The sequence below is a fragment of the Maricaulis sp. genome (genome assembly GCF_034670125.1).
Classification (GTDB): domain Bacteria; phylum Pseudomonadota; class Alphaproteobacteria; order Caulobacterales; family Maricaulaceae; genus Maricaulis.
The window spans coordinates 1-26,910 of sequence record NZ_JAXMOC010000010.1 but is presented as its reverse complement, the minus strand read 5'-3'; the positions used below and the strand labels follow the sequence as shown (position 1 = coordinate 26,910).

The following is a 26,910-nucleotide window of genomic DNA, read 5'->3' as shown; positions in this document are numbered from 1 at the left end:
GCGACCGAACGGAGACTGGCTAAGGCATGGCGCTCGACACAATCCGCGTGCAAGGCGCGCGCGAACACAATCTGAAGAATGTTTCCGTGGACCTGCCGCGCGACAAGCTGATCGTGTTCACCGGCCTGTCCGGCTCCGGCAAGTCCTCGCTCGCCTTTGACACCATCTATGCCGAGGGCCAGCGGCGCTATGTCGAGAGCCTGTCAGCCTATGCCCGGCAGTTTCTTGAACTGATGTCGAAGCCGGACATGGACTCGATCGAAGGCCTGTCGCCAGCCATCTCGATCGAGCAGAAGACAACCTCGAAGAACCCGCGCTCCACTGTCGGCACGGTCACCGAGATCTACGACTATATGCGGCTGTTGTGGGCCCGGGTTGGCGTGCCCTACTCGCCCGCCACCGGCCTGCCGATCGAGAGCCAGACCGTCAGCCAGATGGTCGACCGGCTGACCGCTCTGGAAGACGGATCGCGGCTTTACCTGCTGGCCCCCGTCGTTCGCGGCCGCAAGGGTGAGTATCGCAAGGAATTCGCCGAATGGCTGAAGGCCGGCTTCCAGCGGGTCAAGGTCGATGGCGAGTTCTACACGCTGGAAGACGCTCCCGCGCTCGACAAGAAATTCAAGCATGACATCGACGTGGTGGTGGACCGGATCGTCATCAAGCCAGAGATGGAAAGCCGCCTCGCCGACAGTCTGGAGACGGCCCTGCGCTTGGCCGATGGCCTCGCCGTCGCCGAATTCGCCGACCGCCAGGACGACAAGGGCAAGCCGGAACGGATGATCTTCTCGGAGAAGTTCGCCTGCCCGGTCTCCGGCTTCACTATTTCGGAAATCGAGCCGCGGCTGTTCTCCTTCAACAACCCGTTCGGCGCCTGCCCGAAATGCGACGGCCTCGGCCAGTCACTGAAGTTCGACGAGGACCTCGTCGTACCGGACCGCGACAAGCCCCTGTCCGATGGCGCGATTGCGCCGTGGAGCCGGGCGACCTCGAAGCTCTACCAGCAGACCCTGCAGGCGCTGGCCGGCCATTTCGGCGGCGACATGTTCCAGTCCTGGCGCGCCCTGCCCGAGCCCTTCCGCAAGATCGTGCTGTTCGGCACCAAGGAGAAGGTCACCTTCGTCTATGAGGACGGTCTGCGGAAGTTCGAGACCCAGAAGCCCTTCGAGGGCGTCATCCCCAATCTCGAGCGGCGCTGGCGCGAGACCGACAGTAGCTGGGTGCGCGAGGACCTTGCGCGCTTCCAGTCGGCCCAGCCGTGCGAGACCTGCGGCGGACGCCGCCTGAAGCCGGAGGCGCTCAGCGTCAAGATTGACGGCCAGGACATCACCGACGCCTCGAAACTCTCCATCCGCCATGCCCGCGACTGGTTTGGCGCAGTCGAAGCCACCCTGACGCCGAAACAGCAACAGATCGCCGAGCGCATCCTCAAGGAAATCCGGGAACGCCTGAAATTCCTCGTCGATGTCGGTCTGGACTATCTCACCCTCGACCGGGCATCGGGCACGCTGTCGGGCGGCGAAAGCCAGCGCATACGTCTGGCCAGCCAGATCGGCTCGGGCCTGACCGGCGTGCTCTATGTGCTGGACGAACCCTCGATCGGCCTGCACCAGCGCGACAACACACGCCTGCTGGAAAGCCTGCGCGGACTGCGTGACCTGGGCAATACGGTGATCATTGTCGAGCATGACGAGGAAGCCATTCTCACGGCCGACTATGTTGTCGATCTGGGGCCTGCTGCCGGCGTTCATGGCGGCGAGGTGGTCGCCTCCGGTACGCCGGCCGAAGTGATCGCCAATCCGGCCAGCCTGACCGGTCAGTATCTTCGCGGCACGCGCCGGATCGAGGTGCCGACCAAACGCCGAAAGATCGACAGGAAGCGGATGGTGAAAGTGGTCGGCGCGACCGGCAATAATCTCAAGACCGTCGACGCGGAATTCCCGCTAGGCGTGATGTCCTGCGTGACGGGTGTGTCGGGCGGCGGCAAGTCGACCCTGACCATCGAGACTTTCTACAAGGCCGCCGCGCGCAAGCTGCAAAAGGCCCAGCAGGTCCCCGCCCCGCACGACCGGATCGAGGGGCTGGACCGGCTCGACAAGGTGATCGATATCGACCAGTCGCCGATCGGCCGCACGCCACGCTCCAATCCGGCCACCTATACTGGCGCCTTTACCCCTATCCGCGAATGGTTTTCCCAACTGCCCGAAGCCAAGACGCGCGGCTACAAGCCGGGCCGCTTCTCCTTCAATGTGAAGGGCGGACGCTGTGAGGCCTGCCAGGGCGATGGCGTGGTGAAAATCGAGATGCACTTCCTGCCCGACGTCTACGTGCCTTGCGATGTCTGCCATGGCAAACGCTTCAATCGCGAGACGCTGGAAGTCCAGTTCAAGGGCAAGTCGATCGCCGACGTGCTCGACATGACGGTCGAGGAAGGCGCCGACTTCTTCAAGGCCGTGCCCGCCGTGCGCGACAAGATGGAGACGCTGAAACGGGTCGGTCTGGGCTATGTCAAGATCGGCCAGCCGGCGACCCAGCTCTCCGGCGGTGAGGCCCAGCGGGTCAAGCTTTCCAAGGAGCTCTCCAAACGCGCTACCGGCAAAACGCTCTACATCCTCGACGAGCCGACAACGGGCCTGCATTTCGAAGACGTCCGCAAGCTGCTCGAAGTCCTGCACGAGCTGGTCGAGGCCGGCAATACAGTCGTGGTCATCGAGCACAATCTCGACGTCATCAAGACCGCCGACTGGCTCATCGATCTGGGTCCCGAAGGGGGAGACGGCGGCGGCGAAGTGGTCGCCGTCGGCACACCGGAAGACGTCGCCAAGGTCGAGCGCAGCTGGACCGGGCGCTATCTCGCGCCGATGCTGGAGCGGGCCAAGGAATTGCGGAAGAAGGCGGGCTGAGGCCTACCCTTCGGTGGCCTCCCGTTCGACCTGTTCAATCGCCCGGGTCCAATCGTCGTCACGACCGCTGATTGCCAGCGCCGAATAGGCGGCGACGCTGTAGCTCATTAGTGTCACCGGCAACTGCACGGCCAGGCTGACAAACAGGGCCGGCGCCAGTGTGGTCAGGGCCGGGCGCTCGCCGCCCGGCATCATGTCATTCATGGCCTGTGCCAAAGACAGGCTCGGCACCAGACTCCCGATCGTCATGGCAACAAGCCCGAGGACGACGCTGGCCACCACGATCACCAACCAGGCCAGGAAGACCGAGACGACCTTGCCGTCCATGGCCCGCCATGTGTCAACGACCGCAAATCTGTGTGTCATCGCGCTCAGCGCGGCCGCCGGGGTCAAGCGGATTGATATGTAAATTGCGACAATGCCCAGCGCCGGGACCGCGACGAATGCCAGCGCGATAAGCGCCGGCACCAGCTGGGCCAGCAGGAAACCAACCAACAGGACCATCGCCATCGCCGCCCACATCGCAAGCACGATCGCCACCAGCACGAAGATGGCCCACATCTCCTCGCGCCCGAGACGGAACGGAAAGACACCATTGCCGCGCCCTGTTGTCAGGAGACGCATCCAGGCCGCGAACGGCAGGGCCCAGCTGAGGAGCCCGATCGGGATTACCAGGGCGAGGCTGGAAAAATAGTCGCCGAGCATGGCGGACTGATCGGCGCTGCCGAGGTCGGGGACAGGCTGGATCGACACTTGAACGAGGCCGATGACACACAGCCACACAAAGCTCCAGCCGGTCAGGTTCCAGGTTTCCGCTGGCCGCAGCTTGCCGACCGTCAGGAACAGGGCGACGGCGTTCATTGGATTGATCGTGTTCATGCTTTCCCCGAAAACTGGTTGATTGTCGGCTTGGTCCTGCCAGCGCGGTGCACCGGTGTCAGGCCGGATCGGCAGACGTCTCATCCGCCGCCTCAACCCCATGATCCGCCGCCTTGCCCTTGAAGGCCCAGTAGAGCGTACCGGCCAGCAGGACGACGGTCGTCACGGCGCTGGCTTCCGGGCCGAACACGCCGCCGGTCAGCCACCAGGCGGCGTCGGGGGCGTCGGCGAGATCGATCAGGATCGGGCTGACCGGGCTGTCATGGCCGCTGACCGGCAGGCCGAAGCCCGACGCCAGCAGCCAGTTCCACGCCGCATGCCAACCGCACACGCCCCACAGGGAGCCTTCCTTGATCGCGTAGAGCGACAACATCACCCCGACCAGCAGGATGTTGGCGAGGCCGAAAGCCAGTTCTGCCGACATCGCGATATTGGCCCCGTGCAGGAGCGAGAAGATCGCCGAATTGACCACCACACCCCAGACAATGCCATGGCGCGAGGTGATGACCCCCATCAACCAGCCGCGCATGAGGACCTCTTCGGTCGAACCCTGCACAATGAAACCGAGCAGGACCCAGGCTGCTGGGATCAGCACCGCCAGGGCGACCGAGCCGCCAGCCTCGACCTGATAGCCGCCCAGCAGCCAGATACCGCCGACGACAACCGCGAGAAAGGCCAGTCCCAGACCGTAGCCGCGCAGGAAACGTCCGACGAAATTTGCGTTGAGGCCGATCGCAGCGAGCGGTCGACGCTCGAACAGGATGACCCAGAGAAAGACCAGGATGGCGCCCGGCGCGAATGTGCCGATCAGCGTGTAGGTGAGGCCCTGCCAGGTGTCATCCGAGGTCCCGTCCATCGAGACATAGCCGAGGAAGACGCCGGCAATCGCACCGATTATCGCCCCGAGAATGAGGAGGATGACGGCCATCGGGATGGCCGCCGCTGTCCAGGTCCGGCGCGCCCGCGGCCCGCGTGTCGAATAGATCTCCCGTCCGGCCATGCCTGTCCCCTGCTGCCCGAAGCTGCGTTGTTCGACCGGAGGTTAGGCAGAAGGCGACCGGGCTTGCAAGTCAGCACGGCCGCCGTTTGCCGTCACGCCAAGGCGAGTCATCCCTCGGTTGGCGACGCGCCCATCGGATGGTCGGCGGCCAGCTTCGGTGAATCACCCGGCTCGCCCTCGCCGCCGCTGCGGACGCGGACCGCATTGTAGGCACCGATCGAGTGCCAGACGGCTTCCAGCATCACCTGGATGGCGTAGAGCAGGACAAAGCCGACGACGAGGCCGATCACGGTTCCGGGTTGACTGAGGCTGGCCTGAAGACTGGCCAGTGCGGTGTCCGGGTCAATGTGACCGCCATGATCGGCGAGCTCCACGAGATCGATGAAGGCCGGAAAAACCGCAGCGAACAGGGCCAGCTGGACGACAAAACCGATCGTGCCGCCGATTACCATCATGATGACATAGGCGACGACATAGCTGACCAGCATGTGCCAGAACACGCCCTTGCTCGCGTCCCAGCTCTCGAAGAAGCGCATGCGACCATCCAGCACAGTCAGCGCCGGTGCCGACGCCAGCCGGACTGCCAGCACCAGCAGGCCCACCAGGACGACGAGAAAGGCCAGTCCCGCGATCAGGACACCACCAAAGCCGACGGCTGCAGAGTCGCCTCCACCATGGGCAAGCATGACAGCGCCGAAACCGAGGAAGCCGATCACCGTCGCAGCACCGAAATAGGCGACACTGGCGACAACCAGATACATCAGATTGACGCCGATCAACCGGATCTCGTCGCCTCCCAGGCGGATCGGGACCACAGGCTTGACTTCACCCTTGGTCAAGAAGCGCAACCAGGCTGCCTGGAACATGACCGCGAACAGGATGGACAGCGGGATGATCAGGAAGCCATAGGTCAGGAAGGGCATCACGATGTCGAAGACATAGCGCAATTCCTCGGCCTCGCTGAGACCGCCCAGTGAGTCAGCCTTGATCAGCTCGAACAGATTCAGGTAGGCCGGGCCCATCATCATGACCGACATGGCAACAAGCGCCGTGGCACATATCGCCTGGAAGGCGAACAGCCATAACGCGCTGCCCGGTTTCTCGCCGAAGCGGATGAAGAACCAGAAAATGCCCTTGCCGATATCGAAGCTCTGAGTCGCCATGATGTGTCCCCTGCCCTGTGTGGTTGAGGCTCACATCATGCGCGTCTGGAGGCCATGCGCCAGCGGGAACGAGGGCGAGATCGTCCCGCTATGCGTTGTCGGGCACCCGCAGCGTGTGAAAATGGGCGTAAAGTCCGGCCACGACCGGCAGATTGACGATCGCGAACAGGCCGGTCAGACGCAGGTATTCCGGAATCCGGACGAAGCCACCGGCGGTCAGCAGGTCATCGCCAAGCGCCACCGGAACCATCAGCAGGCGGTCACCCAGCAGGGCGCTGACCAGTTCATAAAGCGCGATTTCAACAGCCACCAACGGGGCAAGGGCGACCAGCATGGTCGTCAGGATGCGCCAGGCCTGTCCCTCGCTCAGCGACCAGACCGACAGGACCCGAACCGAGCGTTGGGCGAAACTGGCCGGAAAGGACAGGCACAGCCGCGCCACCAGCCAACCGACCAGCAACAGCGCCAACCCATTGACCACCCAGACGGCGGTCCAGTCGGCGGTTGTGAGATATTGCATCGCCATCGGCAGGTCGATGCCGGTCGCCTCGGCGTCAATGCCGGCCCGTTCGACCGCTCCGGCGGCGACCGTCCCGAACACGACAATCGCAAACATGGCAGCCAGCAGAGCGACGATCAGGACCAGGGCCGCGTTCAACATGGCGACCACGAACAGCCGCCACTCATCCGCCGATAGCCGCAAACCCCATTGGCCGTCATATTCATCACGCACGGCGAGACGGAAGGTCATCGCCGAAAAGGCCAGACTGCCAACGGTCAATGCGATCAGGGCGACGGCATCCAGGGTCAGCCAGAAACCGGTCAGCTCAGCCGACTGGGCCATCTGGCCCAGCCACAGCTTGATGGCGTAGGCGAGCGTGAAGGGCAGACCGGCGAGCACGAAACGCTGCCAGTTGGCGACCAGCAGACGATAGGCCGCAGACACGCTGGGCAGGACGGCAATGGGCTGGCTCGACATGACGGCTCCAATTGGTTCGCCGCCAGAGATACCGCCCTGCCCGAAAGGATCAAGCGCGACGCACGGTCGCGTCAGCGCTGCATGCGAAAGTCAAAGCGGGTTTCGACGCCCTCGCGCCGCACCGGTTCACCGTCGCGCGTGGCCGGTTCATAGGTCCATCGCTCCACAGCCTCGATGGCGGCCTCCTCGAAGACGCCCGGCGGGAAAGCCCCCGTGACCTCAATGGCGTCAGCCCGCCCCTCCTCGGTCACGGCGAAGGTCAAATAGACCACACCATCAAGATCGGCATAGGCTGCACCCATTGGGTAGTCGGGCGGGTTGCGTCGCACCGGGACCGCATCGCAGCACGCGTCCTCGGCCTCCGCCTCAGCCTCATCTTCACTCTCCGCATACCGTTGGTCGGCGGCGCCGTCGCTGTACAGATCGGAATGGAAGCGATTGGCTGCGAGGCGCTCATCCAGGCGTGCAAAAGCAGCCTCCTGCACGGCTTCATCATCATCGTAGAGATTGCCTTGGGCCGAGACCAGCGCGGCCCAGATGGTGCGGCGATCCGGATGGTCCGGCGCGGTATCACTGACGACATCGATCGCCATGTGGAGGGAATAGCTTGCGTCCTCGAATTCATGGTCGAGCGTTCGGGCAATGCCCGAGTAGAAATGCGCCAGCCCGTAGCTTGAGTGTGGCTCCTGCAGCGTGCGTTCAAACTCGGCAACCGACCGCAGCGCCGCCTCACCCGCTTCATCAATCCGTCCGCGTCCCATCAGCAGCGCGGCGCGGGTCAGGAATGCATCGCCCGCAAACTCCGACGCCTCGCCCAAATCAGCCCCTATCTCTTCAAGAGCATCAATTGCGTTGCGCGAGCAGGAATAAGCGTCAATACGATCCTGATTGGAAAGCGCGGCCAGCGACGCATTGTGCCAACGCCAGGCCCGCTCCACAGGGTCAGCGTCAGCCCTGTCCGAGAGCCGTGCGGAAATTCGCCAGGCAGTTTTGGACGTTTCAAAATCCTCGTGTAATGAGGCGGCGAAGCCATAGTTTTCCGCCAGGGTCGCCAGCGTTGCGCGGTCAATATCAGCCTCATCGCCTGCCTCATAGGCGCGGGCCGCCGCTTCCAGCAAGGCGTCCGCATCGCCGGCATCCAACGCGGCCTGGTAATCCCGATAAGCCTGGGTCACATCAGGCGGCAAACCTTGGGCACCAGCTGTTGCCGTGACCAATATCGCCAAAACCGCAACCCACACCTGCCTCATAACGCAACCCCCCGTTGATCATCAGCTTTATCCGGGCAAGCACAGGCGTCAAGCCCGCCGCCCTGCCCGCCACCGCTTGACTCCCCCGCCCCCCGGTTCGATATGCCGCGCATGACAGATCAAGCAATGAAACCCGTTCACGTCATCGGCGGCGGCATGGCCGGCTCCGAGGCGACCTGGCAGCTCGTCTCCAAGGGCGTGCCCGTCATCCTGCACGAGATGCGCGGCGTGAAAGGCACCGATGCCCACCACACCGACGGGCTGGCCGAACTGGTGTGCTCGAACTCCTTCCGCTCGGATGATCACCGCACCAATGCGGTTGGCCTCCTGCACGAAGAGATGCGCCGCCTCGACTCGATCATCCTGCGCCAGGGTGATGCCGCCCGCCTGCCCGCCGGCGGGGCGCTGGCCGTCGATCGGGATGTGTTTTCGCAGGCGGTCACCAAGGAGCTGTCCGAGCATCCGCTGGTCACCATCAGTCGTGAGGAAATCCCGTCCCTGCCGCCGGAGGACTGGGACAGCGTGATCATCGCCACCGGCCCTTTGACCTCGGAAAGCCTGTCCGAGGCCATCCTGAAGGAAACCGGCGAAGGTGAACTGGCCTTCTTCGATGCCATTGCCCCCGTCGTCTATCGCGACAGCGTCAATACCGAGAAGGCCTGGTTCCAGTCACGCTATGACAAGGGTGACACCGATGCCGAGCGCAAGGCCTATCTCAACTGCCCGATGGACAAGGACCAGTATGAGGCCTTCATCGATGCGCTGATCGCGTCGGAAAAGACCGAGTTCAAGGAATGGGAGGCCAACACCCCCTATTTCGACGGTTGCCTGCCCATCGAAGTCATGGCCGAACGCGGCCGCGAGACATTGCGTCACGGACCGATGAAGCCGGTCGGCCTGACCAATCCGCACAATCCGACCGTGAAACCCTGGGCCATCGTCCAGCTGCGTCAGGACAATGCGCTGGGAACGCTGTTCAATCTCGTCGGCTTCCAGACCAAGATGAAATACGGCGCCCAGGGTGAAGTCCTGCGCATGATCCCGGGGCTGGAGGAGGCGCGCTTTGCCCGCCTCGGCGGTATCCACCGCAACACCTTCCTCAATTCACCGAAACTTCTGGACGCGCAATTGCGCCTGAAGAGCCAGCCGCGCCTGCGTTTCGCCGGTCAGCTGATCGGTGTCGAGGGCTATGTCGAAAGCGCGGCGATGGGCCTTCTGGCCGGTCGCTACGCCGCCGCTGAGCGCCTGGGCACCCGCCTGACCCCGCCACCGGCGACCACGGCGCTCGGCGCCCTGATCGGTCATGTCACCGGCGGTCATCTGGATGGCGGCAAGGGCTCGTTCCAGCCGATGAATGTCAATTTCGGCCTGTTCCCGCCGATCGAGCAGCCGACCGTCGACGCTGAGGGCAATCGCATCAAGGGCAAGGCCAAGACCCCGGCCCGCAAGGCCGCCATGTCCGAGCGGGCGCTGGCGGACCTGGCACGCTGGCAGGCCGGCTGAACGACACGCCAGCGTTGATTAGCGGGCGGTCTCCCGGCTAACCTCCTGCGAGGCTGACATCGAGTCGGCAAGGTATTTGGGGGACAATCATGTTTTCACGCGTCATCGCCGCTTTCGCGGCTGCCGTTTCCGTGGCCACCGGCAGCCTGGCCCAGACCCAGGCGCCGCCTGCGGTCGAAGCCTTCAGCCGTCACCCCCAGATCGCCGTACCGGTGATTTCACCCGATGGTCGCCGCATTGCCATGCTGTCGCAGGCCGGCGGCCAGCAGATCGTATCAGTGCTGTCGCGCGATGGTGAACCGCCAGCCGGGGCCAACGTGTCGGATGTACGCGTCAGCCGGTTGTTCTGGGCCAGCGACCGGATGTTGATCATCGTGGCGTCTGTCGCACGCGATAACGGCCAATGGGGTGCCGATGATTACACGACCATGTACGCGCTCGACCTCGAGCGTCCTGATCGCCTGAGGGACCTGCCGGGGATTGCACTTGGCGTCGTGCCTGAAACCGGTGACCTGGTCATTGGCGGCCGCCGGGACGGTGGTTCCGGGCTTGCAGCCATGAACCCCGCGACCGGACTGGAACGCACCATTGCGCGATCAGACGGACGCTATTTCGGCTACGCCCTCGATGCGAGCGGCACGCCGGTCGCGCGGCTCCGGTACAATGTTATCACCAGCGAGTACGGGCTGGAAACACGCAGCGGCGAGTACTGGACGACCGTACAGGAACGCACCGAACCACAGCTCACGACCTCCATGTGGGGTGTCATGGCGGGTTCGCCGGGCGAGCTGGTCTTCACCGACCGGCCCAATGAAGGCGGCCGTCGCCTTTACTCGGTTTCGCTTGAAACCGGGGAGCCGGTTCGCGTGCTCTTCCAGGACGACGAGTTCGACCTCACCACACCCTTGTTCGACTACTACACCAACACCGTACTCGGCGCCCGCATCGATCGCGAAATGCCGACCTATGTGTGGTTTGACGACGGGATGACGAATATTCAGGTGTCTCTCGAAGCCGCCATTCCCGATGCCTATGTCTCGATTTTCTCATGGTCGCGCGACCGGACCCAGTTCACGGTCGCGGCCTATCGCGAGAACCGGCCCACCGAGTATTTCCTGTTTGACGCGACCGTGATGTCGCTGGCCTCCCTGGGCAATGCCTTCCCGGAACTGGCCAACAGCGTCCTGCCCCAACGCCTGTCCATTCGCTATCGTGCCAGCGACGGGACTTCGATCCCGGCCTATCTGACCCTGCCGGACGGAGACGGACCGCATCCGCTTGTTGTCCTGCCGCACGGTGGCCCGGCCGCCCGTGACACCGGCGGGTTCGACTATCTCGCCCACTTCCTCGCCAGCCGCGGTTACCTGGTCCTGCAACCCAATTATCGCGGATCGAGCGGCTATGGTGTCACCTGGGAACAGGCCGGCTGGGGCGAGTGGGGCCGCGGCGTGATGCAGTCCGACCTCACGGATGGCATGAATGCCATGGTCCGCGCCGGCTATGCCGCCGAGGGCCGGGCCTGCATTGTCGGAGCCAGCTATGGTGGGTATGCAGCCCTCGCCGCTGCCACGTTCACGCCGGATGCCTTCCAGTGTGCCGCAGCCATCGCACCGGTTACCGATCTCTGGGAGATTGCGCGCAATGCCGACCTCTGGGGCGGCTATCAATCGCCTTACTCCCGCTTGCTGGCCTCGCGCCTGACGGGAACCGAAGAGCTGCCGGACCGTGACCAGGCTGCCCATATTTCACCGGCCGACCACGCCGATGCGGTGCAGATCCCGGTCCTGCTGATTCACGGCCGTGAAGACAGCGTGGTGGATGACGAACATTCCGACATCATGAACCGCGCCCTCGAACGTGCCGGCAAGGATGTCACCTACATCCACGAGCGCGAGCTCGACCATTGGCTCACCGGCCCGAGCATGCGTGAACTGGTCCTGCGCAATGTGGAAGCCTTCCTCGCCGAGCATCTCGGCGAGTAGTCGTGCAGATCCCCGGTCAGGGTCTGTCTACCAGGGCAGGTCCTGACCGGAGACGTGGTAGAAGCGGCCGCTCATCACCGGATTGCCGTAGGCACGAGCGATGAGGTCGAGCTGACCCGATACCGATTCCTGCACCGTCAGCTGCCCATTGGGGCCACCCATGTCGGTTTTCACCCAGCCGGGATGAAGGGTCAGCACGACGATGCCGCGATCCTTAAGGTCGATGCTCAGCGATTTGCCGATCGCATTGAGCGCCGCCTTCGAAGACCGGTAGCCGTAGCCGCCGCCGCTGCCATTGTCGCGGATCGAGCCCATGCGGGATGATTGCAGGGCAACCACCTTCATTTCCGACGCCGCCACCTGATCGACAAAGGCCTCGACCAGGGCCAGGGGCGCGATCGAGTTGACCTTGAATTCCTCCAGCATCGCCGCTCCCGCCGCGCCGCCGAACTTGCGGGTTTCGGGCGCCATCATGCCGGCATTGGCGAACAAAAGATCGACCGGACCGGTGACCGCCTTGGCCAGAGCCTCCGCGCTGGCCGGATCGGCCGCGTCATAGGCGTGCAGGTCCAGCTTGCCGTCACCGACGGGAAGCGCGGCCAGCGCGTTCGCCGCCTCCGGTGCGCGCACGGCGGCGCTGACATGCCAGCCGCGCTCGAGCAATTGCCGGGCATGTTCCAGCCCCAGTCCTCGATTGGCTCCGGTGATCAGCGCGTGGTGCATGGGTGTTCTCCTTGATTGCGACCATGTTGAACGCGAGCGGGCCCCCGAAGCAAGACCCTGCCGCTGTCTAGCGACCGGTCAGGGCCAGCCAGGTCAATCGCAGCCGACGACCGAGCGGATTGAGGTCCGGTGCGATCTGGTAGGGGCTGTCCGGCAATCGGTCGAGATAGGTGCCCGCCAAACAGCAATATCCGATCGCCGGGACGGCGTCAGCCGGCAGCGGACCGGCGCTCTTGATGACCTCGCAGGCTGCCCGGGCGGCCTTGATGACAGGCTGTCGCGCGGCCTCGACCTTCTCGCGTCCCAGCCCTTGGGCCAGCATGGCCGGGGTGGCATCCTGCCGCGCCAGCTCGTCAGCCCCGACCGGCGCCCGGCCGATCCGCGCCCGCTGCGGGAAGGTCCGCAGCAACCCGGTCAGCCCCCAGGCGCGTCCGGCGGCCACCGCCAGCTCTGGCGAAACACTGTCACTGGCGTCAACGAGGCGCAGAGCCAGACGCAGCAGCACTCCGGCGGTCGCATCCACATGGGCGAGCACATCATCCAGATCGGCGAAGGGCCGGGCCGAAATGTCGTCGAAGCGGGCCTCGATCAGCGGCATCAGGTCAGCCGGATCGATCCGGTCGCCCAGTCGGGCCAGCCCCTCGGTCACCTCATGGCGCCGCACCTTGGGCGGGCTGGCGCCCAGATCGGTCACGGCGTCGCGCCACCAGGTCAGCTTCATTTCGCCGATCAGGCTTTCCGACGGCGACAGGGCGACGCGGGCCAACTCGTGATTGAGGCCGTACAGCGCCTGCAGCCCGGCCCGCTGGTCTGGCTGCGCGAACATCGCGCACAGATAGCGATCCGGGTCGGCATTGCGCAGCAGGCTGTCGATTTCTGCCCCCATCATGCGTCTCCCCGGTGGACATCGCCGCCACGCGCACCATATGTCCGGGCATGAAAACGGCCCACCGGGCCATCATCCTTCCCGTCTACGTCACTGTAAGAGGTTCCCATGGCTTTCACCCTGCCCGATCTGCCCTATGCCAAGGATGCACTGGCCCCCCATATCTCCTCCCAGACGCTCGATTTCCACCACGGGAAACACCACAACGCCTATGTCGGCAAGCTGAACGGGCTGGTCGAGGGTACCGATATGGCTGCCCTGTCGCTGGAAGACGTGATCCGCCGCACGGCTGGCGATGCAGGCAAGGCCGGTGTGTTCAACAATGCCGCCCAGATCTGGAACCACACATTCTACTGGCAGTCCATGCGTCCCAATGGCGGCGGCGCGCCGTCCGGCGACCTCGCGGCGATGATCGACCGTGACTTCGGATCCTTGGACGCCTTCAAGACGGCCTTCGCCGATGCCGGCGCAACGCAGTTCGGCTCCGGCTGGGCCTGGCTGGTTGTGGCCGGTGGCAAGCTGGAAGTGCGCAAGACGCTGAACGCCGAGACGCCGCTGACCGAAGACGGGGTCACCCCGCTCCTGACGATGGATGTCTGGGAGCACGCCTATTATCTCGATTTCCAGAATCGTCGTCCCGACTACATCACCACCTTCCTCGACAAGCTGGTGAACTGGGAATTTGCCGCCGAAAACCTCGCCGCAGCCCGATAAGGCCTCGTCAGAACGCCTGTTGCGCCCTAACCTTCCCCTCGGTCGATAAACACATATCCCGAAGGGAAGGTTAGATGGTGTTCAAACAAGCCATGACAGCGCTTGCGCTGGTCGCGACAGCCATGCTGTCCGTCACCGCGCCGCTTGCTGCGCAGGACATCCAGACAGTCGAGAACCCCGCAGCCCTGGGCTTCGACCCGGCCATGCTGTCGGCGCTCGATGCCCGCCTCGACGCCCTGGCCGCAGACGGGGCGAGACCCGGCTATGCGGCAATCATTGCCCGCGGCGACCGCATCGCCTTCGTGTCGGAAGCCGGCCAGGCCGACCTCGCCCATCACACCCCGTTCACGGTCGACACGCCGGTTCGGATCGCCTCGATGACCAAACCGGTCACGGCGATGGCTATCATGATGCTCGTCGAGCGCGGTGAAATCTCCCTCGATGACCCGGTCAGCGATTACATCCCCGCCTTCGCTGACATGCGCGTCGCGGTCTCGCCCATGGCCAATGAGGCCGGTGATATCGAGACCCGCCCGTCCGAAACGATCATGACCATCGAGCATCTGCTCACCCATACCGCCGGCCTTGGCTATATCTTCGAGAGCGAAAGCGATCTCGGGCGGCTGTATCTGGAAAACTCCCTCTATTCCGGTGACGGTGATCTCGCCGCCCGTATCGACCGCCTGGCGGCTTTGCCGCTCTACAATGATCCCGGTGATCGCTGGCAGTATTCCTACGGGCTGGATGTGGCGGGCCGGGTGATCGAGGTCGTCAGCGGCACACCGCTCAACACATTTCTGGACTCCGAGATTTTCACGCCGCTGGGCATGACCTCAACCGGGTTCTTTTTCACCGATGTCGACTTTGACGAGGCTGCCCTGGCCCCGCTCTATGTCCATGACGAAACGGGCAACATGGTCGATTTCGAGTTCGGCAGTCCTGACTGGCCGTCCGGAGGCGGCGGTCTTGTCTCGACGGCGTCGGACTATATCCGTTTCGCCATGCTGCTCGCCAATGGCGGCGCTCTGGGCGATGTCCAGCTGATCAGGCCCGAGACCTTCGCCGTTCTGTCCCGTCCGCACACCACAGCCGAGCAGACCGGCGACTGGGGCGCACGTGGGTTCGCGCTTGGCATGGACGTTGTCCTGCCGCCGGCCGAGGGGCAGGAACCGGCCGGCGTACCGGGCGATCTCAGCTGGGGTGGATTTTTCGACACCGATTTCTTCGTCAGCCCGGCCACGGGTACGGCAGCGGTGATCATGACCCAGATCCAGCCGTCCGAGCACCGGCCCGAGCCACGCACCCTGCGCATCTTCCGGCCCATGGTCTATGGCAGTTTCGCCTTCGATTGAGACGGAAATTTTTTCAGGGCCGATGCGACGGAATGGGCCGCCCCACGGCGTTACAGACAGGCAACGGGCCGCAATCCCTCCCTACCTCGCGGGCCCGGATGCTCACGTACCCCCCGAACGTGAACAGGGCCCGCCGGCTATCGGCGGGCCCTGAACGTTTCAGGTCAACACTGGCGGCCTTGTGCTAGCCAAAGACCGTCTGCGCCATGGCCATCGCGATCAGCATCGGGAAGGACAGGAGCGTGTTGGTACGCGAGAACAGCATCGCCGTGCGGGCCGCTTTCGGCTTGGCCTCGGCCTCGGCCTCGACCATGCCCAGGGCGATCTTCTGGTTGGGCCAGATCACGAACCAGACATTGGCCGCCATGATGATGGCCATCCACATGCCGATGCCGATGAAAATGTGATAGGGCACGGAGAACGATGTGGTCGCACCGAGGGTCAGCGCAGACACCATGTACTGGTTGAGATGCGCCACAGCGAGACCGGTAACGACAGTCGCCACGGCCCCCCACCTGAACCAGAACAGCGCAGCCGGCGCGATCACCTTGCCGATGGCCGGTTTCTGATCATCCGGAATTTTGGGCATGTTCGGGATTTGCACGAAGTTGAAGTACCAGAGCAATCCGATCCACATGATGCCCGATACAACATGAGTCCAGCGGGCCAGGCCCTGCCAGAAATCGAAATTGAGTCCGATCCAGCCAAGCCCCACGAATACCGCCAGGAACAATGCCGAAAGTACGAAAGACACGATCACCGTCGTGCGTAGATTGCTGAGAATTGCAGCCATTATAATCCCTCCCCAATGTCAGAATCAGTCTGTCATCGGGGAGAAATTACGGCGTATTCGCGTCTCAGGATAGTGCGGCCGGGTTTGCACCCGGCCGGACCTGATCAGCTCTCATTGCTTTCGCGCTGGACATTGGTGAACAGCAGGATCGGCGCGGCGACGAAGATTGACGAGAAGGTACCGATCATCACGCCCCAGATCATGGCAAAGGCAAAGCCCTTCAGGGCCGTGCCACCGATCAGGTAGAGCGAGATCAGCGCCACCAGTGTGGTCACCGAGGTCAGGATGGTCCGTGACAGCGTGTCATTGATCGACAGGTCGAGAACTTCCTGCAAGGGCTTGCGCTTGTACTTGCGGAGATTTTCCCGGATCCGGTCATAGACCACCACGGTGTCGTTCATCGAGTATCCGACAATGGTCAGGATCGCGGCAACGGTGGCGAGGTCGAACGTCATCTGCGTCAGCGAGAACATGCCGACCGTGGCGATAACGTCATGGGTCAGGGCGATGATGGCTCCGACCGAATACTGCCATTCAAAGCGGAACCAGATGTAGACCAGCATCAGGAAGAGGGCGACGCCGATGGCCGTGAAACCAGTGACGATCAACTCGCCCGACACGGCGCCGCCGATCACTGTCGTGCCGCGCATCTGGATATCCGGGAAGGTCGTTGTCAGTGCGGCTTCCAGCGATTGTCGGGCCGTATTCTGTGCCGCTTCGCCCTCCAGCCCTTCGCCTTCCTGCAGCGGCAGGGAGATGAGGTAGGTGGTTCGCTCGGTACCAACCGGTCCGGCCCCCTGGACGCGCGCCTCTCCGAGGTCGAGAGCGTTCGCGGTGGCCCGCAAATCCTCGATCGAGGTGGAATTTGTCGCTGCGACTTCGGTCTGGATACCACCGCGGAAATCAATGCCGAAATTGATGCCGACAGTGGCGAACTCGAACATCGAGAACACGATGAAGAAGCCCGAGATCGCGAGCGCGATCCAGCGGCCACGGATGAAGGGGATCTTGCCGGAGGTCGGCAGGTATTTGACGAGTGCGAGGGTCATGTCGGTTTCCTCCCCTTAAAGCGGCAGCTTTTTGGGCTTGAACGCCCGCAGCCAGAGAACCGCCAGCAGGCGGGAGACGACGAAGGCCGTGAAGACCGAGGTGATGATGCCGATCCCCAGCGTCACCGCAAAACCCCGCACCGGACCGGCACCGAGCATGTAGAGCACGGCAGCGGCGATGAAGGTGGTGATGTTGGCGTCGAGAATGGCCGCAAGGGCGCGCTCGTAACCGGCCTGGATCGCCTGAACCGGGGTGCGGTTGTTTTTGACCTCTTCCCGTATCCGCTCATAAATCAGCACGTTGGCGTCCACCGCCATGCCGATCGTCAGGATGATACCGGCGATCCCCGGCAGGGTCAGCGTCATGCCAAGTCCGGACAATCCGCCCAGGATGAGGACGACATTGACCAGAAGGGCTGTGGTCGAGAACAGGCCGAAGACGCCATACATGGCAACCATGAAGATGATGACCAGCGCGAAGCCGATCATGATCGCCATCTTGCCGCTCTCCACCTGGTCCTGACCGAGCGTACCGGTGACAACCCGCTGCTCGACCGGTGTCAACGAGGCCGGCAAGGCACCGGCATTGAGCAGGATCACAAGCTGGTTGGCGGTTTCATAGGTATAGCCGCCGCCAATCACGCCGGACCCTGACAGGATCGGCTCATTGATTGACGGAGCGGTGATGATCTCATTGTCCAACACGATGGCAAAGCGACGGCCGCGATTGGTTCGGGTCAGTTCGCCAAAGATCAGGGCACCTTGGGTGTCCAGCCGGAACCCGACCACCGGGCCGGTATAATTCGGATGGGAGGTGACATTGGCGCTGTTGAGATTTTCACCGGTCAGACGCTGGCGCGTTTCGACGGCCAACCACTGCGTACCGCCCGAATCGGCCATCGGGAAAACAGACACGCCGGGTGGGGTGCGGGCCTGGCCATTGGGGCCCGGGTCGACATCCTCGTCGACCATGTGGAAGCTCATGGCGGCCTGTGTGCCGACCAGATCGATGATCACCTGCGGATCATCGGCACCGGGCACCTGGACCAGAACCCGGCGATCGCCCGAGCGGGCAATGGTCGGATCGGTGGTGCCCAGCCCGTCAAGGCGGCGCCGGATCACCGTGATCGACTGTTCCAGTGTCCGGTTGCGGATCGCCTCGTATTGCTGCGAGGTCACCGAAATCCGGATCGCGGACGGATCTGACGGATCCGCGCTGATGTCATACATGTCGGCGAGGCCGACCTGGCCGATACCGGTGGTGACCGGTGCATTGAGCTCCCGGATCCGCTCGAGCGCCGCGTCGCGTTCTTCCGGCCGGACCATCAGAACAACGACCTCATCGCCGATCACGGCCACCGAACGGGCCAGCACCGGCGGTGCTTCGCGCAGCGTGGTGCGGATGTCGGAGGCCAGCGTTTCCAGCTGGGCGTCTCGAACCTCATCCATGTCGACTTCGAAGACGATGTGCGAACCGCCCTGCAGGTCGAGGCCCAGATTGATCGTCCCGGCCGGGATAAAACGCCAGATGCCCTTGGGCGTCGCCGTACCATCCACGTCATTGATCGTATACCGGTCTTCTTCCGGTACGAAGTTGGGGATGGTGTACATCACGCCAAGTAGCGTGATGAGGAATATGGAAAGCAGTTTCCAACGCCCGAAATGCAGCATGTCAGCGCGGCCTCTTGGTCAGGGACGATCAGGGATGACGGTCAATCGGCTCAGCCGATTTCCTTGTCGTCCTTCTTGGCGTCTTTCTTGGTGTCCGACTTGGCATCATTAGCCGGCTTGGGCGCGGTGCGGCCCTTCACGTCGGCAATGGTCGAGCGGACGATCCGAACCTTCACGCCTTCACCCACGTCGAGGGTGACTTCCTCGTCGGAAACCTTGGAAATCTTGCCGATCATGCCGCCCTGGGTGACGACTTCGTCACCACGCTTGAGGCCGCCAATCAGTTCCTTGTGCTCTTTCATCCGCTTTTGCTGCGGACGGATGAGCAGGAAATAGAAGACCAGTCCCATGAGGACGAGCATCGGGATCGGGGATTGAAGAAATTCTTGCATGAAGAAGCGCGCTCCGCGGCTGCTGGGCGCGTAACGCAACAGGATTGCGCCAACGCCCGGAAATTCGAATGCGCGGGACTATATCGGCACGGGCCTTGGTTGCAACAAGGGTCGGCTGTTGGATCGGGCTGTATCTGTGTGCGCAAAGGCACACCCGGCTGGCTTGCGGTCAGCGCAGGTAGGACATCGGATCGACCGGATTGACACCGGAGCGGATCTCGAAATGGACCTGCGGGCGGTCAACCGTGCCGGTCGCGCCGGCCTGGGCGATGACCTGGCCGCGGCTGACCTGGTCGCCTTCGCGCACCAGAAGCCGGGAATTGTGGGCATAGGCCGTCACGAACCCGCCCGAGTGCCGGACCAGCACCAGCTGGCCATAGCCGGCAAGCTCGCTACCGGCATAAACGACCTGGCCGGGGGCTGACGCGCGCACATCGGCACCGGCCGCTGTTTCGATATTGATGCCGTCATTGCGCTCGCCATTGGGCCTGCGGCCGAAACTGGCGAGAACCGTGCCGCGTACCGGCCAGTCAAAGCTTGGTGCCCCGGCCTCGGCCGGCGGCGGTGTGTAACGGGTGGAGTTTGATGCGGTTGTCGGGGCCCGCGAGGAGCCTCCTGACGAGGTGCTGGCAACGCGGGCGCCATTGGGCAGCCGCAGCTGTTGGCCGACCTCGATCTCGAACGGTGCGCCAATACCATTATGGCTGGCAAGCTGCTGGAAAGGCACACCATAACGCAAACCGATCCGGTACAGGTTCTCGCCGCGCTGGACCACATGCACCGGCGGACGCGGCATCGAGATCGTCTGCCCGACACGCAGGGTATAGGGTGCATTGAGACCATTGGTACGAGCCAGGTCCGACATCCCGACGCCGCAGCGCTCGGCAATTTCAGACAGCGTGTCATTGGTCCGAACCGTATAGCCGGAGCCACAATTCATCGTGCCGCCTCGCGGTGCCCGCGAGGACGAGGATGATGCCGCGGGATTCGATCCATTGCCGAAGCTGCGGTAGTCGACCCGGGCCGGCTCACGCGGGTTGGTCGCACAGGCCGCAAGGCTCGCACTCACCACCGCAACGAGGCAGATAAGGGACGTAACACGCATTTCAGGCACGACCTCCGACAGGACATTCACCGTCATGAAGCCAGATAAGGTTTAACCGGCGGTTATCCACACGCCGCCCGGCTCCGTCCTGGTGCAGATTTAATGTTCCCGGTCACCACCTGGCCGGTTCAGTGCGCCTTCGGCCCCAGTTGCGCCAGACACCAGGCGTGTGCCTGGGCAATCCCGGCCATGGTGGCAAAGCGCACGTCCCATTCGGCAACAAGCGTCCGGATCATCTCCTGGCGCTGGGCATTTTCGTGGCCGGCGGGCGGCAGATAGGCAAAGGGACGGCCACCAAGCTCTGACAGAAAGTCCTCCCAGACGTCCCGTGAGAAGCTGGCACTGGCCGGCACTTCCGCCGCCGACGCATCGATGATCACCGCGCGCAAGCGCCCGGCGCGGATTTGCGCCGCGACCCGCTCGGTGAAAGCGGCATGGTCGGTTCGGGTGACCAGCCCGGTCAGTGTGAGCTGTGCCACGCCATCCGCGTCCAGCTCGTCATAAGTAATGCCCATGCGTTCACCCTAACATGGTTCGACGCAGAAAGCCCTTACAAAGCGCGAGCTTCACCCTTCACCAGCGGCACGAAACGCACATCCATCAAATCCGTTTCGGTAATGGAGTCGCCGTCGCGATCATAGCGCACCAGCACCTGCCGGTTATCCCGGTCGACCGGGGCCACGGCGATGCCGCCATCCTTGAGCTGTTGGAGAATGACGTCCGGACGGGTCGGTGCGGAGGCGGTGAGAATGATCCGGTCAAACGGTGCCTGTTCGGGCCAGCCCAGCGTGCCGTCACCGATCCGGGTCACGATATTGGTCAACCGCATCGCCTCGAAACGGGCTTCGGCCTCACGCGACAGGGTGCGGTAGCGCTCGACCGAATAGACCCGTCGCGCCAGTCGCGCGAGGACAGCCGCCTGGTAGCCCGAGCCGGTTCCGATCTCGAGCACCTTGCAACGATCATCCAGTTTCAGCGCCTGGGTCATCAGGGCCACGATCAGCGGCTGCGAGATCGTCTGGCCGCAATCGATCGGCAGCGCCCGGTCATCATAAGCCTGGTCACCGAAGCGTTGCGGCACGAACAGGTGACGCGGCGTGCGCTCGAGTGCGCCCATGACCTTGGCATCGGTCACGCCGCCGCCACGCAGGCTCATCACGAGCTGGATCATGCGGGGATCTGGCAATTGCATCCGCGACAGCCCTCCGGGCGTGGTCTGTGATCAGGACTTGGGCGGGACACCGCCAAGCATGCTTTTCAGATTGCCCAGCGTCTCGCCATGAGTGAGGTCCATGTGCAAGGGCGTGACAGAGATCTTGCCGTCATAGATCGCCCGCAGGTCGACGCCGTCCGGCGGATTGGACAACAGGCCCTTGAAGGCGAGCCAATAATAATCCATGCCGCGCGGGTCAACGCGATGCTCGGCATGCAGGATGTGCTGGTCACGCCGGCCCTGGCGGGTCACCTCGACCTCGTCCACATCATCGGGCTTGCGATCCGGAAAATTGATGTTGATGAGCACGTCGTCCGGCCATTTCAGATCAAACAGGCGACGCAGGATCGGCGCCCCGTACAGCTCGGCGGTCTCCCACTGGATCGGATCATCCTTGCCGAAGCCATAGGCCTGCGACAACGCCACCGAGGGGATGCCCAGCTGCATGCCCTGCATGGCGCCGGCGACCGTGCCGGAGAAGGTCACATCCTCGGCGATGTTCTGGCCGCGATTGACGCCGGACAGGACGAGATCGGGCTGTTTGCCCGGGATCAGGTCCTGGATGCCCATCAGCACGCAATCGGTCGGCGTGCCGGAGACCGACATGCGTCGCTCGTCGAAATGGCGCACCCGCAACGGGTCATGCAGCGACAGGGACCGCCCGGCTCCGGACTGTTCCTCGGCCGGGGCCACAATCCAGATATCATCGGACAGTTGACGGGCGATCTTTTCGAGCACTTTGAGCCCGTGGGCACGTATGCCGTCATCATTGGTCAGGAGTATGCGGGGGTTTTCAGGGATCATGATCAACCGGTCGATTTCTGGCTTTTGCTTCGGCCTGCTTTCTAAACCAATTCTGCCCGCCCGCCAGTCCCCGAACGCGGTCCGGTCCGGCACCCCACATGCATCAGGCGGCCCTTGGGGAGGACCGCCTGCGCACTCGTCAAGCCATGTTGATGCGGCGTTGCCTACCAGCCTTCAGGTGTTTCGGGCATGGGAAGGGTCTGCAAGGCATCATCATGGGGCAGGCCGAACGCATCCAGACCGGGCAAGTCCAATGCATCAGCCTGACCCAGCGTGGGTTGCACGCCATCGAGTTCCAATGCGGGTGCATCAACCTCCGACAGGCTGGCGAACTGCGCCGTCCCGCGGAAATTGGTGAGATCGAAGACCCGGTCGAAACTGAAGTCCGAGACATCAGCCGCCGTGATCACAGCCAGGCCATCCTCATGCGACAGCGCGACCAGCCCGTCAGTCGATCCGGCCCCCTCGTCCGTCAGTGTGTCGGCGACGGGCACCTTGGCGAGATCGATCGCGCCACCCTTCGAGAAGACTTGAGCCTCCATGGCGCCGCCATCATCACGGCCTTCAACCTCGATCACAGCCGTGGCGGCGGTGCTGGGCCCGCTGACCTCGACCGAGAAACTGTCGAGTGTCGATGCGCCGACCTGGTTGTCGGTGAAATCGAGGCCGTCAAAGGTGAAGCTGACCTGGCGCGGCCCATCAGCGGTTTCAACCGTACCCGACCAGCTGATCACGGCGTCGATGATTGTGTCGGAAAAGTCCAGCCACTGCCCGTCATCGGACAGGGCGCCCGAATAACCGGAAACGTCGAATTCTGCCGGATCGATCACACTCGCCACGCCATCGACGTAGGACGACGCGCTGACACCATAGTTCGCGTTATTGCCATTGAAGTGGAAGACCACCCCATTGGCCGGAACCGCGAAGGGTTCGGCCGAATTGCCGCTTCCGCGGGCTTCCTGGATAATCTGGCCAGTGTCGAAATCAACCACGAACCAACGCCCGGCATTGCCGATCGTCGGAATACTGTCTGACCCACCCGTGATGACCGTGTCGGCGTGGGCGACACCATAATTCACCGTCAGCGCTTCCAGTTCACCGGCCTCAAGGTCGCCGAACTGGGCCGGATCGATCACCATCTCACCGGTCAGTGCATCAACGGAGAACGCGACCGCGCGACCGGACGCTGTCGTGACCACGACACCGGTGACCGCCATGGCGTCGCCTTCCGGATCGCTGGCATTGGCAAACAGGTCGACACTCAATGGGGCGGCATCTTCATGCGTCGTCACCGCGAGGTCGGCACTCACCACAGGCAGGTCATTGACCCCCGTGATGGTAATGGTGACCGGGGCGGTCACGCTGGCATGCCCGTCCGAGACCTCGACCTCATAAGTCAGCGTGATGCTCTCATCGGTGGAAAGGTAAGCAAACAGCGACGCGTCCGAGGCGAAGGACCAGTCGACCGAGGCGGTCGGGCCGGTGCCATCAAAACTCAACAGGCCAAGGACATCGGCTTCCGTCAGCCCTCCGACATCGCCAGCAAGGCTGACGCTGAGCGTGGTCCCGGTATGCTCATCGCTGGCATCCGGGTCCCAGATCCCGATCACGCCACTCGCTTCCAATGGTTGCCCGTTGCCCTCTTCTACAGTCGCGTCCAGCGAGGAGTTCCACGGCTCGAAATAGGGCGCATCATTCTGCCCGATGATCGTGAAATTGAACTCGCGCGGCAGCACCCCGCCATCACTGTCTTCGAGGTTGAAGCTGATGGTCAGCGTTTCGGTTTCACCCTCGGCCAGATCTTCATACTGGCCATAGGGGAAGGAGACCGTACCGGCCTCATAGTCCACATTGGCCACAACAACGCGGTCGGGATTGTCGGTATGGGCCGTGACATCGGTGACGATCACCGTGTCGCTGTCGACGTCCTGGACGCTGGCGAGAAGATTGACCCACAGGGGCTCGCTTTCACCGAACGAGATCGTGAAGTCGACAAAGCTGGGCAGGTCGTTCGACCCTTCAATCGTGATCGAGACCGTCGTCTGGCCACCTTCGCGGCCATCGGTTACCTCGACATCATAGGTCAGGGTGACGCTCTCGCCTTCCTGCAGGTAGTCGAACAATCCGCTGTCGGCATTGAAGGTCCAGCCCAGCGCGCCGCCCGAGGCGTAATCATCCAGGCGCAGCAGACCATAAAGGTCATAGATGTTGAAGTCGCCGACCGTGCCCGTCTGGGTAACATTATTGATGTAGCCATAGTGCTGGTCGCTGGCGTCGACATCGTCGAACACGATCGAGCCGGCGGTGGTCAGGACCGGCGCATCATTCTCATCGACCGTCCCCTCGAGCGAGGAGTTCCATGGCTCAATATAAGGCGCATCGTTCTCGCCGACGATGGTGAAGCTTAGCTCACGGGCCACCACACCGCCATCACCATCATCCAGGTTGAAGCTGATGGTCAGGATCTCGGTTTCGCCCGCGGCCAGGTCTTCATACTGGCCGTAAGGGAAGCTCACCGTGCCATCGACATAATTCACATTGGCCGTGACAACACGGTCCGGGTTGTTGGTCGAGGCGACCACATCGGTGACGATCACCGTGTCGCTGTCGACATCCTGGACACTGGACAGAAGATTGACCCACAGCGGCTCGCTCTCGCCCAGTGACAGGGTGAAGTCGACGAAGGTGGGAAGGTCGTTCGACCCTTCAATCGTGATCGAGACCGTCGTCTGGCCACCTTCGCGGCCATCGGTTACCTCGACATCATAGGTCAGGGTGACGCTCTCGCCTTCCTGCAGATAGTCGAACAGGCCGCTGTCGGCATTGAAGGTCCAGCCCAGCGCGCCGCCCGAGGCGTAATCATCCAGGCGCAGCAGGCCATAAAGATTGCCCGGGTTGAGTTCCCCGGTCTCGCCGGTCAGCGCGACATTGTTGATATAGCCATAATGCTGATCGCTGGCGTCGACATCGTCGAACACGATCGAGCCGGCGGTGGTCAGGACCGGCGCATCATTCTCGTCGATCGTGCCTTCGAGTGTGGAGTTCCACGGCTCGATGTAAGGTGCGTCGTTGGACCCGATCACCGTGAAGTGCATTTCAGCCGGCACGACGCCACCATCGCCGTCATCAATCGTGTAGCTGATGGTCAGGATCTCACTCTCGCCCTCGGCGAGGTCCTCATACTGGCCATAGGGGAAACGCACCGTCCCCTCTTCCAGATTGACATCAAGTGCGACGACCCGGTCCGGATTGTCGGTATAGGCAACCACATCCGAAATCGTCACCGCATCACTGTCGACGTCCTGGACGCCAGACAGAAGGTTGACCCACAGCGAGGTGCTTTCATCGATCTGGTGGCCGAAGTCGATGAAGGTCGGCAGGTCATTGGAACCCTCGATGGTAATCGAGACCGTCGTCTGGCCACCCGCGCGGCCATCGGTTACCTCGACATCATAGGTCAGGGTGACGCTCTCGCCTTCCTGCAGGTAGTCGAACAATCCGCTGTCGGCATTGAAGGTCCAGCCCAGCGCGCCGCCCGAGGCGTAATCATCCAGGCGCAGCAGACCATAAAGGTCATAGATGTTGAAGTCGCCGACCGTGCCCGTCTGGGTAACATTATTGATGTAGCCATAGTGCTGGTCGCTGGCGTCGACATCGTCGAACACGATCGAGCCGGCGGTGGTCAGGACCGGCGCATCATTCTCATCGACCGTCCCCTCGAGCGAGGAGTTCCATGGCTCAATATAAGGCGCATCGTTCTCGCCGACGATGGTGAAGCTTAGCTCACGGGCCACCACACCGCCATCACCATCATCCAGGTTGAAGCTGATGGTCAGGATCTCGGTTTCGCCCGCGGCCAGGTCTTCATACTGGCCATAGGGGAAGCTCACCGTGCCATCGACATAATTCACATTGGCGGTGACCACACGGTCCGGGTTGTTGGTCGAGGCGACCACATCGGTCACGATCACCGTGTCGCTGTCGACATCCTGGACACTGGACAGAAGATTAACCCACAAGGGCTCGCTCTCGCCCAGTGACAGGGTGAAGTCGACGAAGGTCGGAAGGTCATTCGTGCCCTCAACCACGAAGGTCGCCGTGTTGGTCGTCAGACCACCATTATTGTCACCCACCACATAGGTGATGGTGACCGTCTCGGTCTCACCCGCCTGAAGGTCGGTGAACTGGTTCAGGTCCAGACGGACCGCGTCATAATTGTTCGGATCAAGCCCCCAGCTGATCGTCCGGTCCGGATTGGACGACGACACAGACTGGATCTCGTCGATGCCGATCACGTCATTGGTGTCGATATCGCTCGCCGTCGACATCAGGTCGACCGAGATAAAGCCACCGTCTTCGCTCTGGGTACCCAGATCGATCGGCACCACGTTCGGCGCATCGTTCTCGCCAACGATGGTGAAGCTCAGCTCACGGGCCACCACACCGCCATCACCATCATCCAGGTTGAAGCTGATGGTCAGGATCTCGGTTTCGCCCGCGGCCAGGTCTTCATACTGGCCATAGGGGAAGCTCACCGTGCCATCGACATAAT

Annotated in this window: 21 protein-coding genes; 5 read left to right on the top strand and 16 right to left on the bottom strand. The window is 63.0% G+C overall.

Annotated features, from left to right (window positions below; all coding sequences use genetic code 11):
• Positions 1 to 26: 26 nt before the first annotated feature.
• Positions 27 to 2,900, top strand: coding sequence for an excinuclease ABC subunit UvrA (gene uvrA, locus VOI18_RS14150; protein WP_323763068.1), 2,874 nt, complete (start codon positions 27 to 29; stop codon positions 2,898 to 2,900).
• 3 nt (positions 2,901 to 2,903) lie between these two features.
• On the opposite strand, the gene VOI18_RS14145 is transcribed toward uvrA, so the two are convergent.
• From VOI18_RS14145 to VOI18_RS14125, 5 genes are all read right to left on the bottom strand, one after another.
• The gene (locus VOI18_RS14145) at positions 2,904 to 3,863 is read right to left on the bottom strand and encodes a hypothetical protein (protein ID WP_323763067.1); all 960 of its coding nucleotides are present in this window, start codon (positions 3,861 to 3,863) and stop codon (positions 2,904 to 2,906) included.
• A complete protein-coding gene (locus tag VOI18_RS14140) occupies positions 3,838 to 4,779 on the bottom strand; it encodes a type II CAAX endopeptidase family protein (protein ID WP_323763066.1) in 942 nt (313 codons plus the stop codon). The genes VOI18_RS14145 and VOI18_RS14140 overlap by 26 nt, the downstream gene beginning before the upstream one ends.
• 107 nt (positions 4,780 to 4,886) lie before the next feature.
• The gene (locus VOI18_RS14135; protein WP_323763065.1) at positions 4,887 to 5,942 is read right to left on the bottom strand and encodes a hypothetical protein; all 1,056 of its coding nucleotides are present in this window, start codon (positions 5,940 to 5,942) and stop codon (positions 4,887 to 4,889) included.
• Positions 5,943 to 6,030: 88 nt separating this feature from the next.
• Positions 6,031 to 6,921: a hypothetical protein gene (locus VOI18_RS14130; protein WP_323763064.1), complete on the bottom strand. Its 891-nt coding sequence runs from the start codon at positions 6,919 to 6,921 to the stop codon at positions 6,031 to 6,033.
• Positions 6,922 to 6,992: 71 nt separating this feature from the next.
• Entirely contained in the window at positions 6,993 to 8,096 is a 1,104-nt protein-coding gene (locus VOI18_RS14125) for an energy transducer TonB (protein WP_323763063.1), read from the bottom strand.
• A 177-nt stretch (positions 8,097 to 8,273) separates the two neighbouring features.
• On the opposite strand from VOI18_RS14125, the gene trmFO reads away from it, so the two are divergent.
• Together trmFO and VOI18_RS14115 are read left to right on the top strand one after the other, a co-directional pair.
• A complete protein-coding gene (gene trmFO / locus VOI18_RS14120; RefSeq protein WP_416374891.1) occupies positions 8,274 to 9,674 on the top strand; it encodes a methylenetetrahydrofolate--tRNA-(uracil(54)-C(5))-methyltransferase (FADH(2)-oxidizing) TrmFO in 1,401 nt (466 codons plus the stop codon).
• Positions 9,675 to 9,763: 89 nt separating this feature from the next.
• A complete protein-coding gene (locus tag VOI18_RS14115) occupies positions 9,764 to 11,656 on the top strand; it encodes an alpha/beta hydrolase family protein (protein WP_323763061.1) in 1,893 nt (630 codons plus the stop codon).
• A gap of 27 nt (positions 11,657 to 11,683) precedes the next feature.
• Here the strand turns inward: VOI18_RS14115 and VOI18_RS14110 are convergent, their stop codons facing one another.
• Both VOI18_RS14110 and VOI18_RS14105 read right to left on the bottom strand, forming a co-directional pair.
• Positions 11,684 to 12,379 carry an SDR family oxidoreductase gene (locus VOI18_RS14110; RefSeq protein ID WP_323763060.1) on the bottom strand — a complete coding sequence of 232 codons (696 nt, stop codon included), beginning with the start codon at positions 12,377 to 12,379 and terminating at the stop codon, positions 11,684 to 11,686.
• Between the two features lie 67 nt (positions 12,380 to 12,446).
• On the bottom strand, positions 12,447 to 13,268 hold the full coding sequence (locus VOI18_RS14105) for a squalene/phytoene synthase family protein (RefSeq protein ID WP_323763059.1): 822 nt from the start codon (positions 13,266 to 13,268) through the stop codon (positions 12,447 to 12,449).
• Between the two features lie 105 nt (positions 13,269 to 13,373).
• Here VOI18_RS14105 and VOI18_RS14100 point away from each other — a divergent pair, with 105 nt between their 5' ends.
• Together VOI18_RS14100 and VOI18_RS14095 are read left to right on the top strand one after the other, a co-directional pair.
• Positions 13,374 to 13,979, top strand: coding sequence for a superoxide dismutase (locus VOI18_RS14100; protein ID WP_323763058.1), 606 nt, complete (start codon positions 13,374 to 13,376; stop codon positions 13,977 to 13,979).
• A gap of 74 nt (positions 13,980 to 14,053) precedes the next feature.
• A complete protein-coding gene (locus VOI18_RS14095) occupies positions 14,054 to 15,331 on the top strand; it encodes a serine hydrolase domain-containing protein (protein ID WP_323763057.1) in 1,278 nt (425 codons plus the stop codon).
• 184 nt (positions 15,332 to 15,515) lie between these two features.
• On the opposite strand, the gene VOI18_RS14090 is transcribed toward VOI18_RS14095, so the two are convergent.
• The 9 genes from VOI18_RS14090 to VOI18_RS14050 form a co-directional block, all read right to left on the bottom strand.
• The gene (locus VOI18_RS14090; RefSeq protein ID WP_323763056.1) at positions 15,516 to 16,124 is read right to left on the bottom strand and encodes a urate hydroxylase PuuD; all 609 of its coding nucleotides are present in this window, start codon (positions 16,122 to 16,124) and stop codon (positions 15,516 to 15,518) included.
• A gap of 104 nt (positions 16,125 to 16,228) precedes the next feature.
• Positions 16,229 to 17,173 (bottom strand): protein translocase subunit SecF, encoded by a 945-nt coding sequence (secF, locus tag VOI18_RS14085; protein WP_323763055.1) that lies wholly within the window; start codon positions 17,171 to 17,173, stop codon positions 16,229 to 16,231.
• A gap of 15 nt (positions 17,174 to 17,188) precedes the next feature.
• Positions 17,189 to 18,844 (bottom strand): protein translocase subunit SecD, encoded by a 1,656-nt coding sequence (gene secD, locus VOI18_RS14080; RefSeq protein WP_323763054.1) that lies wholly within the window; start codon positions 18,842 to 18,844, stop codon positions 17,189 to 17,191.
• A gap of 50 nt (positions 18,845 to 18,894) precedes the next feature.
• Positions 18,895 to 19,236 carry a preprotein translocase subunit YajC gene (gene yajC / locus VOI18_RS14075; RefSeq protein WP_323763053.1) on the bottom strand — a complete coding sequence of 114 codons (342 nt, stop codon included), beginning with the start codon at positions 19,234 to 19,236 and terminating at the stop codon, positions 18,895 to 18,897.
• Between the two features lie 169 nt (positions 19,237 to 19,405).
• On the bottom strand, positions 19,406 to 20,341 hold the full coding sequence (locus VOI18_RS14070; protein ID WP_323763052.1) for a M23 family metallopeptidase: 936 nt from the start codon (positions 20,339 to 20,341) through the stop codon (positions 19,406 to 19,408).
• A 128-nt stretch (positions 20,342 to 20,469) separates the two neighbouring features.
• Positions 20,470 to 20,856 carry a hypothetical protein gene (locus tag VOI18_RS14065; protein ID WP_323763051.1) on the bottom strand — a complete coding sequence of 129 codons (387 nt, stop codon included), beginning with the start codon at positions 20,854 to 20,856 and terminating at the stop codon, positions 20,470 to 20,472.
• Positions 20,857 to 20,891: 35 nt separating this feature from the next.
• Positions 20,892 to 21,533, bottom strand: a complete 642-nt coding sequence (locus tag VOI18_RS14060; RefSeq protein WP_416374890.1) for a protein-L-isoaspartate(D-aspartate) O-methyltransferase — start codon at positions 21,531 to 21,533, stop codon at positions 20,892 to 20,894.
• Positions 21,534 to 21,563: 30 nt separating this feature from the next.
• Positions 21,564 to 22,358, bottom strand: a complete 795-nt coding sequence (gene surE / locus VOI18_RS14055; RefSeq protein WP_323763049.1) for a 5'/3'-nucleotidase SurE — start codon at positions 22,356 to 22,358, stop codon at positions 21,564 to 21,566.
• Positions 22,359 to 22,522: 164 nt separating this feature from the next.
• Positions 22,523 to 26,910: VCBS domain-containing protein (locus VOI18_RS14050; protein WP_323763048.1), on the bottom strand; the 4,388-nt coding region annotated here is incomplete at its 5' end.